We start from the raw sequence: 12,061 nt of genomic DNA, 5'->3' as shown, positions 1-12,061 counted from the left end.
ACTGGTAGAGTGCGCCGGCAATCCGGCCGCGCCGCGCGGAGCTTGCCGGGGTTCGCCCGCGGCTCCAGCGGTGTCGGCTACTGTCTGTAATGCGAGGCTCCGCCAATGGAGCGTCAATCCAGGAGATGCCGCCATGGCTACTAATCGTTCCCGCCGCCTGCGCAAGAAATTGTGCGTCGATGAATTCCAGGAGCTGGGTTTCGAATTGAACTTCCACTACAAGGAAGGCGTGGATGCCGATGCGGTGAACGCTTTCATGTTGCGCTTCATCGATCAGGCGATCGAAGCCAACGAACTGACCTATGGCGGCTGCGACGAATTCGGTTTCGTCTGCCTGGCGCGCCGTGGCTCGGTCAATGAAGAGCAGCGGGCCCTGATCGAGGCCTGGTTGAAGCAGCAACCGGAACTGGCCAGCGTCGAGGTCGGCGCGTTGGTCGACGCCTGGTACCCGGAACAGCCTGTCCTGCCGAAGCTCTAAGCGATAGCGCCGCCATCCCGCCCGAGGATGGCGGTCGCGTTTTCCCTCCCTTTCAATCCTGCTCCGGCGCTATCTGGCCCGGCGCCCGTCGTGCTTCCCTTTGCCCTGCCGAAGGCATGTCGGCGGCTTGTGGCCGTACATGCGGATAGCAATACTCCGAAGTCCCTGACGAACTATTCAACTCGCTCTGGCAGATAACGAGCCGGGAGAGCGCGTATATATGCGGGTGTTTTTCATGCAGATAACCAGGCCAATTGCTTGGCAATATACGAGGTTTTGAATTCGCCGTAAGAAATAAATTAAGTTTCCGTGAGAATATTCCTTAAAGTATATGAGTTGCCATCGAATATCTCGACAATATGGCTCCCGTCTATATCTTGCTCAGGAGAATTTTTTCTGAATTTTTATTGGCAAGGAAATCAGACAATGAGCCGTATCCTGATAGTCGACGATCATCCCGTGATTCGCATGGCCATGAAGATGTTGCTGGAAGCCGAAGGGCACCAGATCGTCGGCGATACCGATAATGGCGTGGATGCCATCAGCCTCGGGCGGGAGCTGAAGCCGGATCTGGTCATCCTCGATATCGGCATTCCCAGGCTGGACGGCCTCGAGGTCATCAGCCGCCTGATGGTGCTGGCGTTGCCCCTGAAGATCCTCGTCCTGACCGGCCAGAGCGCCTCGCTCTTCGCCCTGCGCAGCATGCAGGCGGGCGCCGCCGGGTTCGTCTGCAAGCAGGGCGGACTGGCCGAACTGGTGACGGCGGTGAATGCGGTCGCCTCGGGATACAGTTACTTTCCCAGCTCGGCCATGCGTCCTGTGCAACAGGGCGCCTATTCCGACGATGTGGAATTGCTCGGACGCCTGTCCGATCGCGAAGTATCGGTATTGCAATACCTCAGCCAGGGTTATTCGAACAAGCAGATATCCGAGCAGATGTTTATCAGCAACAAGACCGTCAGCACTTACAAGGCGCGCTTGTTGTTGAAGTTGAACGCCGGCTCGCTGGTGGATCTCATCGAGTTCGCCAAACGCAATACGCTTATCTAAGGGCCGGAACCGAATGAAGTTCCAGAAACGCAGTGCGTGCATGCTCGGCCTGCTTCTCGTATTCGCCTGCATGGCGGGATATGCCGTTCCGGCGAGGGCGACGGCTGGCGAATATGCTTCCATGCTCCGGATTCCCGCTCCGGATCGTCCGGGGGACGCCGATGTGGTCGACGAAGCGCCGCTACGCCAGGCTGCCGACGGGCTGCGCTCGCCATCCCCTTCCAGCCTGGTGCTCGGCCTGCTGGTGGCCTGCCTGGTCTGCGTCGGATGCCTGGGCTGGAATACCGTCCTGCAGCTCAGGCTCAGGCGTTGGCAACGTACCGAAGCCGACCTGAGCGGCCGCCTGGCATTGAAGCAGGCGCTGGTTGACGGGATTCCCTACCCGGTGAGCATCCGCACGCTCGACGGTCGCCTGCTGGCCTGCAACCGCAATTACCTGGAAAGCCTGCGGATGACCCGTGAGCAGGCCCGCGGCACCCTGTTGACCGATTCCGACTGGGTCGAGGGCAGCAAGGCACGGCTCATGCACCAGCAGTGCCTGGCGGTGGCTCGGGGAGGAACGGCGAGCTTCACCGACATGGCGGTGCGCATCGGCGGGCAATTGCTGGAGATCCACCATTGGGTCACGCCCTACAGGGATCGCCAGGGACGGGTGCTCGGCCTGATGAACGGCTGGATCGACATCACCGAACGGGAGCGCCTGGCCCGCCAGTTGCGCGAGGCGATGCGCCAGGCGGACGAGGCGAATCGGGCGAAGAGCGTCTTCCTGGCGACCATGAGCCACGAGATCCGTACGCCGATGAATGCGGTCATCGGCATCCTCGAACTGGTCCTGCAGCGCCTGGCGCCGGAGCAGCGCGAACGCGCCTCGCTGGAGGTCGCCTACGAGGCTGCGGGGTCGCTGCAACTGCTCATCGGCGACATCCTCGACGTCGCCAAGATCGAGTCCGGCCACCTGACCCTCACGCCCGAGCGGGTTCGCCTGCGCCATGTCGTGGAGTCGGTGCGCTGCATGTTCGAAGGCCTGGCCCGGCAGAAGGGCCTGAGGCTCGTTGTGGAGCTGGACGATGCCCCGGGACGGGACGTGCTGATCGATCCCCTGCGCTTCAAGCAGGTGCTCTCCAACCTGGTGAGCAATGCGATCAAGTTCACCGAGCGGGGACAGGTGACGATCCGTCTCCAGGAAAGGAGCCTGGACGAGGGGAGGGCGATCGTCCGGGTGGACGTGGAGGATTCCGGTATCGGTATCGCTCCGGCGGACCAGGCGCGCCTGTTCCAGCCTTTCATCCAGGTGGCCAAGGGACGCACGGTGCAGGGCGGGACCGGCCTTGGGCTGGCGATCTGTCGGAAGTTGGTGGACCTCATGGGCGGCGATGTCGAGATGCACAGCGAGCCGGGCAAAGGCACCCGGGTGTCGCTCGACCTGCTCTTGCGCCAGTGCGGGCCGAAAATGCCTGAATCCAGCCAGGACCCGCTGGCAGCATCCATGGAGCCGTCTCGCCGCCTGCATATCCTCATCGCCGACGACTATCCGCCCAACCGGGTACTGCTGCGCCAGCAACTGGAGTTTCTCGGCCACCGGGTGGCGGAAGCGGAGGATGGCCAGGTGGCGCTGGAACTCTGGGCCGACGAGCGCTTCGAGGTGCTGATCAGCGACTGCAACATGCCGCGCCTGAACGGCTATCAGCTGGCACGCAGGATACGCATCCAGGAACGGTGCGAGCGGCGCGCGCCGATCCTGATCCTCGGCTATACCGCCGACGCCGAGCCGGACGAGGTACAGCGCTGCCGCGACGCGGGCATGGATGATTGCCTGTTCAAGCCGCTCGGCCTGGAGACCCTGCGCAACTACCTCGCGACCTCTTTCGGCCGCGACGCCGCGCAGCCCCGGGGGCTCTATGACGCGGACGCTCTCAGCAGCCTCGGTGGCGGCCGCCCGGAACGGCTGCGCGAACTGCTGGAGACCCTGCTAGGCAGCAACCGTCAGGACCTCCAGCGCCTTGCCATCCTCCTGCGCGAGGGCGACAGGACCCGGCTCGCCGAGCATGCCCACCGCATCAAGGGCGCCGCGCGGATGATCGGGGCGCGTACCCTGCTGGAGGCCTGCGAGGCCCTGGAGGACGCCTGCCGGCGAGGTGGCGACGGGGAGTGCCTGCAGGCGTCTGGCGAAAGACTCCGGCTGGCCCTGGAGGCGTTGCAGGAGGAACTCCAGGAGCAGTTGGCGGCCGCTGCGGTATGAGCCCTTCCGTTCAGGAGGGGCTCGAGCGTCCGGTCATTTCCCGGGCCATTTCCGTGGCGTAGCTGTCGGTCATGCCGGCGATGAAATCGATCACCTGGAGAAAGGCGCGGTACAGCGGCCACTGCGGGTCGGGCGCGTTGCGTCCGAGCAGGTCGAGGATGCGCCGGTTCTTGAACGACGGCGTATGCCCGCCGTATTGCTCCAGCGCGGCGCCACAGAAGGCGTTGAGGAGGATCTCCAGAGTGGTGTAGGCGCCGATCTCGTGGAGGGTCTTGCGCTTGTCCTGGAAGATCTTTTCCCGCGCGATGGCCTTGGCCCGCTGCACGCAGAGCTTGGCCGGGCCGTGCATGTGTTCCACCAGGTCGCCGGCAAGCTGCCCGGCGAGCAGGGCCTGCTGCTGGTCGACGAAGGCACGGGCGGCGGCATTGGTCAGGTGCTCGATGGCTTTGCCGCGGAGGATCGCCAGTTTACGCCGGCGGGAGTCCCTGGGGCCGAGTTGGCGATAGGTGTCGGGCAGGTCGTCGCCGACCAGGCCGAGCAACAGCGCCTCGACCTCGCTGTATTCGAGCAGCTCCATTTCCAGGCCGTCTTCGAGGTCGATCAGGCCGTAGCAGATGTCGTCCGCCGCTTCCATCAGGTAGACCAGCGGATGGCGAGCCCAGCGCTCGTCGTCGAGTTGCGGCATGCCGAGCTTATGGGTGATCTGCTCGAGCAGCGGCAGTTCGCTCTGGTAGCAGCCGAACTTGTGCTTCTTGTAGCCCAGCGCTTCGGCGTGGCGCGAGGTCCAGGGGTACTTCAGGTAGGTGCCCAGGGTTGCGTAGGTCAACCGCGTGCCGCCGTCGAACTGGTGGTATTCCAGTTGGGTGAGGACCCGGAAGCCCTGGGCGTTGCCTTCGAAGTGGAGAAAGTCGGAACGCTCGGCGTCGCTCATTTCGTCCAGCCAGCCACGTCCGGCGGCTTGCTGGAACCAGTTGCGGATCGCGTCTTCGCCGGAGTGCCCGAACGGTGGGTTGCCGATGTCGTGGGCCAGGCAGGCCGACTGGACGATGACCCCGAGGTCGCTGGGGTCGCACCACTCGGGTAGTTCCTCGCGGAGGATCTCGCCGACCCGCATGCCCAGCGAGCGGCCGACGCAGGCGACTTCCAGGGAGTGGGTCAGGCGGGTGTGGATGTGATCGTTGCTGGAGACCGGATGGACCTGGGTCTTGCGTCCGAGGCGGCGAAACGCGCCGGAGAAGATGATCCGGTCATGGTCCTTGTGGAAGGCGCTGCGGCCCAGTTCATCGTTGCTGTGTACCGGCTTTCCGAGCCGTTCGCGGGTGAGCAGGGTCTGCCAGTCCATCGGGAATTCCAGGGATGCGCTGAGGCGATGCGGACACGCTAACGGTTTGCCTCGGCAAGCTCAATCGTCGCGTTGGGGAAACGGAGGGCGCCGACCGTTGCCGGTCGGCGCATCCTTCAACGGCCTTTCCGCGTGCGCAGGCCGAGCAACAGCGGGGCCAGGGCGACGCCCAGGCGCAGCAGACGCTGCCAGCGTCCGCCCTTGCCAAGCAGTACGCCCAGCAGTGCGGCTCCGCCGGCGCCCCAGAGCGCCGCATTGCCACCGCCGAACAGTTGCTGGCTGAGGTTGTGGCCCAGCCCCTGGGCCTGGCGGAAGGGTTGCACCAGCAGTTGGCTTTCGCGGCGCAATTGCTGGCGCTGCATTTCCAGGCGCAGGCGGATCACCGCCTTGCGCAATTCGCGACGCGACAGGCCGGTCGCGTTCACCGGTAGTTGGCTCATGCGCGTTTCCTTGTCATGGCAGCAGTCGCTCGCGGTCGTTGGCCAGTTCTTCCAGGGTGGCGCTGAACGGCGAGCTTTCGTCGTTGATCGACTGGTACAGGCGCCAGCCGCAGAACAGCGAGCCGATCACGTAGAACAGGCACAACCCGAGCGCCGCTGCGAGCCGGTTGGTGTCCCAGAACACGATCAGCACCAGCAGCGACAGGCCGACCAGCAGGAGCAGGGCGAATACCAGGGCCAGCCCGGCGAACAGCAGCAGGCGCAGGGTGTTGGCCTTCTGTTCCTGCAGCTCGATGCCGAACAGCTCGACGTGACCGTGCAACAGGCCGAGGAAGGCGGCGCCGAAGCGCCGCAGGGAGGGGCGGCCGTCCGCCGGGTCCTTTCCTTCGCTCATGGCTCAGCGCCGGCTGACCAACAGGCCAAGCAGGAAGCCGACGCCGGCGGCGATGCCGATGCTCTGCCAGGGGTGTTCGCCGACGTACACCTCGGTGGCGTCCACCGCGGCCTGGCTGCGTTCGCGGACGTTGTCCTTCAGCGAGTCCTTGGTGTCGCGCAAGGTATCGCGAGCGCGCTTGAGGCTGTCGTGGATCTTGCCGCGGATTTCTTCCGCCTGGTCGCCCGCCACGTCGGCGGTGCTTTGCAGGAGTTTCTCGGTATCGGCGACCAGTGCCTGGAATTCAGCCAACAGTTCATCCTTTGCAGCGTTTGCAGTGGTCTTGCGGGGCATGACGAGCTCCTCTGGTCATGGGGTGTGTTTTTTTCGAGCCGAGCGCGGGGCGGAAGGTTCAACCGATGGGTAATTTCCGCGCGTTGCCGGTCGCTCCCGGCGCTCCTTTCATTAAAGACTGCCACAGCGTGCCTGTCGGCGCGGCTGCGGCGAGATGACGCCCATCCGGCTGCCTCGCAACGGGGCGCGAACTGGTATGGCGCTTGCAATTCCCTGGTGCGCACGTCGGCCGGAATGCCCCTTGCGAGGGCGCCAGGCGCTCCCGGAGGGTACTTCGGGATGAACGTCCAACCCAATGAAAATCAAGGAAAGTCCGGGAGCTTTCCATGCTGCCTCAGGCACCTTGCGAAACGTCCGCCGAAGAAAAGCGGCGGTTCGCACGACGACTACTGCTTCGTCATGGTGCGTTGAAGGACGGGCGTGGGCGTTTCTGGTGCTTTCTCTCTACGCGCGAAGGCTGCCTCAATCCATGGATAACCTGAATAGTGCGGTGCAAGTCCTGATCCACGGCTCCAATACCCTGTTCATCCTGCTCGGAGCGGTGATGGTGCTGGCGATGCACGCCGGCTTCGCCTTCCTCGAGGTGGGCACCGTGCGCCTGAAGAACCAGGTCAACGCCTTGTCGAAGATCCTGTCCGACTTCGCCATCTCGGCGCTGGCCTATTTCTTCGTCGGCTACTGGATCGCCTACGGCGTGACCTTCTTCCACCCGGCAGCGGCGCTGACCGTGGACAGTGGCTATGCGCTGGTGAAGTTCTTCTTCCTGCTGACCTTCGCCGCGGCAATCCCGGCGATCATCTCCGGCGGCATCGCCGAGCGTGCCCGGTTCGGCCCGCAGTTGTGCGCCACGGCGCTGATCGTGGCCTTCGTGTACCCGTTCTTCGAAGGCTTGGTGTGGAACGGCAATTTCGGCTTGCAGGAATGGCTGAAGTTGGAGTTCGGCGCACCTTTCCACGATTTCGCCGGCTCCGTGGTGGTGCATGCGCTGGGCGGCTGGCTGGCATTGGCGGCGGTGCTATTGCTGGGCAGCCGCAACGGCCGCTATCGCGACGGCAAGCTGGTGGCGATGGCGCCGTCAAGCATCCCGTTCCTGGCGCTGGGGTCGTGGATCCTGATCATCGGCTGGTTCGGCTTCAACGTGATGAGCGCCCAGACCCTCGCCGGGGTCAGCGGGCTGGTGGCGGTCAACTCCTTGCTGGCGATGGTTGGCGGCACCATGGCGTCGCTGCTGATCGGCCGCAACGACCCGGGCTTCCTGCACAACGGTCCGCTGGCCGGGTTGGTGGCGGTGTGCGCTGGTTCCGACCTGATGCATCCGATCGGCGCCCTGGCCACCGGTCTGGTGGCGGGTGCCCTGTTCGTCTGGGCGTTCACCGCGACCCAGGTGCGCTGGAAGATCGACGACGTCCTCGGTGTCTGGCCGTTGCACGGTCTTTGCGGGGTCTGGGGCGGGATTGCCTGCGGCATCTTTGGCCAGCAGGCATTGGGTGGGCTCGGCGGGGTGAGCCTGGCCAGCCAGGCGCTCGGCAGCCTGCTGGGGGTGACGGTGGCTTTCGCCGGCGGCCTGTCGGTCTATGGGCTGATGAAGGCGCTGCTGGGCATCCGCTTGAGCCAGGAGGAGGAGTACTACGGCGCGGACCTGTCGATCCACAAGATCGGCGCGATCAGCCACGAATGAGGGGGCGGACTTCCTTGGTCCGGCGGGGTATCGGCGAATAACGCCCCAGGCGCTATCCGTCCTGCACGTTGCGAGCGAGGCATCCCGCCATGAAAGAGGCCACCCAAGGGTGGCCTCTTCGTTCCGCCGCGGGGCTCTGGGGAGGGGCGGATGGCCGTAGCGCGGCTATCCGCCGGTCCTGCCGTTACCAGAGCGGCAGCGTGTAGCTGACGATCAGGCGATTTTCGTCGTAGTCGTTGGTGTAGTTGGTGCGCATGGTCGCGTTGCGCCACTTCACCCCGAGGTTCTTCAACGGGCCGCTCTGGAACACGTAGGCGATGTCCATGTCGCGTTCCCATTCCTTGCCTTCGCCCGAGGTGGTCAGCAGGTCGATGTTGTCGCCCTTGACGTAGCGGGTCATGAAGGTCAGGCCGGGAATGCCGACGCCGGCGAAGTTGTAGTCGTAGCGCGCCTGCCAGGATTTCTCGTCCTTGTTGGCGAAGTCGCCGATCTGGATGAAGTTCACCAGGTAGGGGTCGGCGCCGTTGATGTAGGCGAAGCCGGTGTCGCCGCTCATCTTCTGGTAGCCGACGCCGAAGGCGTGGTAGCCGAGGCTGTAGGTGAACATGGCGTTGAGCGCCTTGTTGTCGACGTTGCTGGAGCCGTCGTCGGTGGAGCGCGCCCAGCGGATGTCGGATTTCAGCGACTGCTTGTCGGCGATCGGCAGGGTGTGCACCAGGCCGAGGTAATGCTGCTTGTAGAAGTTGTCGAGCTTGCCGTAGTGGTAGCTGGTGCTGAGGTTGTCGGTCCACTTGTAGCTGCCGCCGGCGAAGTCGAACTTGTCCGAGGTCAGCCCGGAACGGACCACGATGTTGCGCTTGCCGCCACCGGTGATGGTCATGTCCTCGTTGTCCGAGGAGTCGCGCTGGTTGACCTTCTTCAGGCGCCCGGCGTCGAGGGTCAGGCCGTCGATCTCCATGGAGTTCAGCGCGCCGCCCTGGAAGGTCTGTGGCAGCAGGCGGCTGTCGTTGGGCATGATCACCGGCAGCTTGGGGGTCAGGGTGCCGATCTTTAGGGTGCTCTTCGACGCCCGCAGCTTGGCGGTGATCCCTGCCTCGCCATAGTCGTCCTGGGCGCGGCCGGTCTCGCGGTCGCGCTTGAGCAGGCCGGTGCCGCTGCGGTCGGGGCTGGAGTCGAGCTTCACCCCGAGCAGGCCGATGGCGTCGACGCCGAAACCGATGGTGCCCTCGGTGTAGCCGGACTCGTAGCGCAGGAGGAAGCCCTGGGCCCATTCCTCGGCCTTGGACTGGCTGGCGCCTTCCTGGCGGAAATCACGGTTGAAGTAGAAGTTGCGGAGTTCGATGCTGGCCTTGCTGTCCTTGATGAACTCGGCATGGGCCAGGGTTGGGACGGTAATGCTGGAACCCAGCGCGGCAAAAGCCACGGCACGGGCGATCGGGGTCATGCTCATTGTTATTGTCTCCTCGAGCGCTTGGGGCAGGCCGATGGCGGCGGCGTGACGCCACGTCGGCCTGTGACAGCCCGGTTACTTAAGCACTACAGGAAGACGGCCACTGTTAGACATTAGTCGAGGGTGGCCGAGAATTGGCACGAACCCTGTCTAGGACGGGCGTTCCCGCTATTCCAGCCAGTGCGGGAAGTAGCCCAGGGCGGCCTGGACCCGCGCATCGTGCGCCGGAATCACGCTCAGGCGCGGGTCGCTGCGGAGCAGCAGGCGGATCTTCGCCAGTTGCGCGAGGGTGCGCGCGGGATCGCGATCGACCAGGGCGCGGCCGGCGAAGAATTTCTGCCGTGGGCCTTCGACGCCTTCGAGTCGCCAACTGGTGTCGCCGCTGAAGAACAGCCGGCGCCCGCTGTCGAGGGTGACGAACAGACCGACCGAGCCGGGCGTATGGCCGGGCAGGGGGACCAGCACCAGGCGGCCGTCGCCAAACAGGTCGAGGCTTTCGTCGAAGCCCATGAACGGCTGCGGATCGAAGCTGTAAGGTCGCCAGCGCACGCCATGGCGGAATTGGCTGGGGAAGGCGGCCGGCGGGGTGGCGATGCGGCTGAAGGCGATCTCCTCGTAGGGTGCCCAGACCGGTACTTCGGGGAAGTCGACCAGGCCCGAGGCGTGATCCCAGTGTGCGTGGGACAGCAGGATGCGATCGACGCGGATACCGGCTGCGTCCAGTTGGTCGCGCGCCGGGACGACTTTCTGGTAAGCGAACAGCGGCGCTGCCCACCAAGGCATGTCGGCGCGGAACTGGGCGTCGATGTCGCGCCCCAGGCCAGTGTCGAAGAGCAGGGTGGCGGCGTGGTGCTCGATCAGCACCGCGGTATGGCTGAGCGGCACCCGGCGCACCCAGGAGCCGCCGTCGACGGTGAGCGCATCGAGGGTTTCCACTCCCGAGGTGCGCAACAGGGCGACTCGCATTTCCGCCGCCTGCACCGGCAGGACGAGGAGGGCGATCAACAACGAGGCAAGGCGATACAGGAAAGGCATCAAGATTCACCGGCAGGAAGAAAAGGGGATGGCTGGGGCTCGCCGAATGCCAGCGGCAGGCGGCCGCGCCGCCAGCGCCAGCCTGCGGGGCGCAACGCCAGCAGGCGCTCGGCGCCGGCGGGCCAGGGGATGGATGGCTGCGAACCCGGCCAGAACAGCTCGGCCTCGGCGTGCAGGTGCAGCAGGTCGCCGTTGTCGAAATCGATGAACAGGAGGCCGCAGCGAGGCTCCTGGAGCAGGTTGCCGAGGGTATTGAACAGGCGGTTGCCGGCGTAGTCGGGCAACCACAGGCGGCCATCCGCGCCGAGCCGGAGAAAGCCCGGCGGCCCGCCCCGATGGGAGACGTCGACGCCGCCCCTGAGTGGGTCGGCATGCTGGCTGGCGATGAACAGCGTATCGCTGCGCGAGACCAGCGACAGCCAGCGCGGATCGAGTCCTTCGCCCTGCAACGCGGGACTTGCGATCCTGGAGACGGGCTGATGGCTGCGCGCCTGGATGTACTTGGGACAGTTGCCGAAGGACTGCTCGACGCCGACCGTGAAACCCTTTCCGTCCCGCGCCAGGACCCGTCCATTCATGCGGTTGCGGCGGCGGGTCGGCCATTCCAGGCCGAGGATGCCGAGGCGGGTGCCGGCCTCGAGATTGGCCGCCAGCGGATCGTCCGCTTGCGGCAGGCTGTCGATGCGCAGGCGGGTCGGTTCCGGCGAACGGGCGAAGCCGGGGGGGCCCCAGAGCACCGAGGCGCTGGGGTAGCCGTCGGCGTCGAGGCTGCCCACCAGCAACAGCGGTAGCAGGGCGAAGAACTCCCGATGCTGGTCCGGCATGAAGGTGCGGATCGCGCGGCTGCCGAAGCCGGCGACCTGCTCGCGAACGCCGGCGCGTTCCTGGATCGCCAGTTCGCCGGCGTGGAAGGGGCTCTGTTCCTGGCTCATGCTGCCTCCTGTCGAGCTACAGGCCGGGCATCGGGATGTAGCCGGGCAGCGCGCGGATGCGGGCGATCCAGGCGTTCAGCGCCGGGTAGTGGTCCAGCGCCAGGCCGCCCTCGGGGGCCAGGGCCAGGTAGGGGTAGAGGGCCACGTCGGCGATGCTCGGCTGTTCGCCCTGGGCCAGCCAGCGATGCTCGGCCAGGTGCCGCTCGACCAGGCGCAGCACTTCCAGGCCTCGCTGGTGGGTCTGCTCGCGATCCAGCGGCAGGTCGAAGCGGGCGATCAGCCGGGCGCTGGCCGGACCGTTCTGCACCTCGTTGGCCGAATAGCTGAGCCAGTAGGCGATTCGGCCCTGGCTGACGGGGTCGAGCGGATACCACACGGGATCGGCATGGCGTCGCGCCAGATAGACGAGGATGGCATGGGAGTCGCCCAGTTGCAGCTCGCCGTCTTCCAGCACCGGGATCTGCCCGCGGGGATTCATGCGGAGGAAGGCTTGGGTCTTGTGCTCGCGGTTGAGGAAATCGACCGGCCGCAGCGTCGCCTCGCGGCCGATGAGGGAGAGGAACAGGCGGACCTTGTAGGCGTTGCCGGAGAGATCCAGGTCATGGAGTTTCATCTGAGGGTTCCAGGCGGGTATTGGTGTCTGGATATTAGACAGACAGGTCTGTATATTTCAAGGCACGCGTTCGCCTT

General features: G+C 65.3%; 12 protein-coding genes. 4 read left to right on the top strand and 8 right to left on the bottom strand.

Annotated elements, in window-relative coordinates; genetic code table 11:
- Positions 1 to 133 precede the first annotated feature (133 nt).
- The 3 genes from HMPREF2924_RS13415 to HMPREF2924_RS13405 all read left to right on the top strand — a co-directional run bounded on the left by HMPREF2924_RS13415 (position 134) and on the right by HMPREF2924_RS13405 (position 3,767).
- Positions 134 to 478, top strand: coding sequence for a YggL 50S ribosome-binding family protein (locus HMPREF2924_RS13415; RefSeq protein WP_003091271.1), 345 nt, complete (start codon positions 134 to 136; stop codon positions 476 to 478).
- Between the two features lie 426 nt (positions 479 to 904).
- Positions 905 to 1,528 (top strand): response regulator transcription factor, encoded by a 624-nt coding sequence (locus HMPREF2924_RS13410; protein WP_003091268.1) that lies wholly within the window; start codon positions 905 to 907, stop codon positions 1,526 to 1,528.
- A gap of 13 nt (positions 1,529 to 1,541) precedes the next feature.
- On the top strand, positions 1,542 to 3,767 hold the full coding sequence (locus tag HMPREF2924_RS13405) for an ATP-binding protein (protein WP_003130651.1): 2,226 nt from the start codon (positions 1,542 to 1,544) through the stop codon (positions 3,765 to 3,767).
- Positions 3,768 to 3,777: 10 nt separating this feature from the next.
- Here HMPREF2924_RS13405 and HMPREF2924_RS13400 read toward each other — a convergent pair whose 3' ends face one another.
- From HMPREF2924_RS13400 to HMPREF2924_RS13385, 4 genes are all read right to left on the bottom strand, one after another.
- Positions 3,778 to 5,109: a deoxyguanosinetriphosphate triphosphohydrolase gene (locus HMPREF2924_RS13400; RefSeq protein WP_003091265.1), complete on the bottom strand. Its 1,332-nt coding sequence runs from the start codon at positions 5,107 to 5,109 to the stop codon at positions 3,778 to 3,780.
- A gap of 116 nt (positions 5,110 to 5,225) precedes the next feature.
- Entirely contained in the window at positions 5,226 to 5,549 is a 324-nt protein-coding gene (locus tag HMPREF2924_RS13395) for a hypothetical protein (protein ID WP_003130654.1), read from the bottom strand.
- Positions 5,550 to 5,562: 13 nt separating this feature from the next.
- Entirely contained in the window at positions 5,563 to 5,943 is a 381-nt protein-coding gene (locus HMPREF2924_RS13390) for a phage holin family protein (protein WP_003091263.1), read from the bottom strand.
- A gap of 3 nt (positions 5,944 to 5,946) precedes the next feature.
- On the bottom strand, positions 5,947 to 6,276 hold the full coding sequence (locus tag HMPREF2924_RS13385; RefSeq protein ID WP_003091262.1) for an ElaB/YgaM/YqjD family protein: 330 nt from the start codon (positions 6,274 to 6,276) through the stop codon (positions 5,947 to 5,949).
- A 469-nt stretch (positions 6,277 to 6,745) separates the two neighbouring features.
- On the opposite strand from HMPREF2924_RS13385, the gene HMPREF2924_RS13380 reads away from it, so the two are divergent.
- The gene (locus tag HMPREF2924_RS13380; protein WP_009313807.1) at positions 6,746 to 7,954 is read left to right on the top strand and encodes an ammonium transporter; all 1,209 of its coding nucleotides are present in this window, start codon (positions 6,746 to 6,748) and stop codon (positions 7,952 to 7,954) included.
- A gap of 184 nt (positions 7,955 to 8,138) precedes the next feature.
- On the opposite strand, the gene opdQ is transcribed toward HMPREF2924_RS13380, so the two are convergent.
- From opdQ to HMPREF2924_RS13360, 4 genes are all read right to left on the bottom strand, one after another.
- Positions 8,139 to 9,404: a porin OpdQ gene (gene opdQ, locus HMPREF2924_RS13375; RefSeq protein WP_003091257.1), complete on the bottom strand. Its 1,266-nt coding sequence runs from the start codon at positions 9,402 to 9,404 to the stop codon at positions 8,139 to 8,141.
- A gap of 168 nt (positions 9,405 to 9,572) precedes the next feature.
- Positions 9,573 to 10,439 (bottom strand): MBL fold metallo-hydrolase, encoded by an 867-nt coding sequence (locus HMPREF2924_RS13370; RefSeq protein ID WP_003109616.1) that lies wholly within the window; start codon positions 10,437 to 10,439, stop codon positions 9,573 to 9,575.
- Complete coding sequence (locus HMPREF2924_RS13365; RefSeq protein WP_003130659.1) at positions 10,439 to 11,371, bottom strand: pyridoxamine 5'-phosphate oxidase family protein; 933 nt, start codon at positions 11,369 to 11,371, stop codon at positions 10,439 to 10,441. Before HMPREF2924_RS13365 ends, HMPREF2924_RS13370 begins: the two co-directional genes overlap by 1 nt.
- Before the next feature lie 16 nt (positions 11,372 to 11,387).
- A complete protein-coding gene (locus HMPREF2924_RS13360; RefSeq protein WP_003091251.1) occupies positions 11,388 to 11,984 on the bottom strand; it encodes a glutathione S-transferase family protein in 597 nt (198 codons plus the stop codon).
- Positions 11,985 to 12,061 lie beyond the last annotated feature (77 nt).

This window comes from Pseudomonas sp. HMSC063H08 (genome assembly GCF_001813645.1).
Taxonomy (GTDB): Bacteria; Pseudomonadota; Gammaproteobacteria; order Pseudomonadales; family Pseudomonadaceae; genus Pseudomonas; species Pseudomonas aeruginosa.
Note: the sequence above shows the minus strand (reverse complement) of the source record. Positions and strands in the feature narration are given on the sequence as shown.

What these genes read in the sequence shown, in the direction of transcription:
- HMPREF2924_RS13365 (WP_003130659.1), bottom strand. Translation starts at nt 11,371, where the DNA reads ATGAGCCAGGAACAGAGCCCCTTCCACGCCGGCGAACTGGCGATCCAG.
- HMPREF2924_RS13400 (WP_003091265.1), bottom strand. Translation starts at nt 5,109, where the DNA reads ATGGACTGGCAGACCCTGCTCACCCGCGAACGGCTCGGAAAGCCGGTA.
- HMPREF2924_RS13410 (WP_003091268.1), top strand. Translation starts at nt 905, where the DNA reads ATGAGCCGTATCCTGATAGTCGACGATCATCCCGTGATTCGCATGGCC.
- HMPREF2924_RS13405 (WP_003130651.1), top strand. Translation starts at nt 1,542, where the DNA reads ATGAAGTTCCAGAAACGCAGTGCGTGCATGCTCGGCCTGCTTCTCGTA.
- HMPREF2924_RS13360 (WP_003091251.1), bottom strand. Translation starts at nt 11,984, where the DNA reads ATGAAACTCCATGACCTGGATCTCTCCGGCAACGCCTACAAGGTCCGC.
- HMPREF2924_RS13370 (WP_003109616.1), bottom strand. Translation starts at nt 10,439, where the DNA reads ATGCCTTTCCTGTATCGCCTTGCCTCGTTGTTGATCGCCCTCCTCGTC.
- HMPREF2924_RS13415 (WP_003091271.1), top strand. Translation starts at nt 134, where the DNA reads ATGGCTACTAATCGTTCCCGCCGCCTGCGCAAGAAATTGTGCGTCGAT.
- HMPREF2924_RS13380 (WP_009313807.1), top strand. Translation starts at nt 6,746, where the DNA reads ATGGATAACCTGAATAGTGCGGTGCAAGTCCTGATCCACGGCTCCAAT.
- HMPREF2924_RS13395 (WP_003130654.1), bottom strand. Translation starts at nt 5,549, where the DNA reads ATGAGCCAACTACCGGTGAACGCGACCGGCCTGTCGCGTCGCGAATTG.
- opdQ (WP_003091257.1), bottom strand. Translation starts at nt 9,404, where the DNA reads ATGAGCATGACCCCGATCGCCCGTGCCGTGGCTTTTGCCGCGCTGGGT.
- HMPREF2924_RS13385 (WP_003091262.1), bottom strand. Translation starts at nt 6,276, where the DNA reads ATGCCCCGCAAGACCACTGCAAACGCTGCAAAGGATGAACTGTTGGCT.
- HMPREF2924_RS13390 (WP_003091263.1), bottom strand. Translation starts at nt 5,943, where the DNA reads ATGAGCGAAGGAAAGGACCCGGCGGACGGCCGCCCCTCCCTGCGGCGC.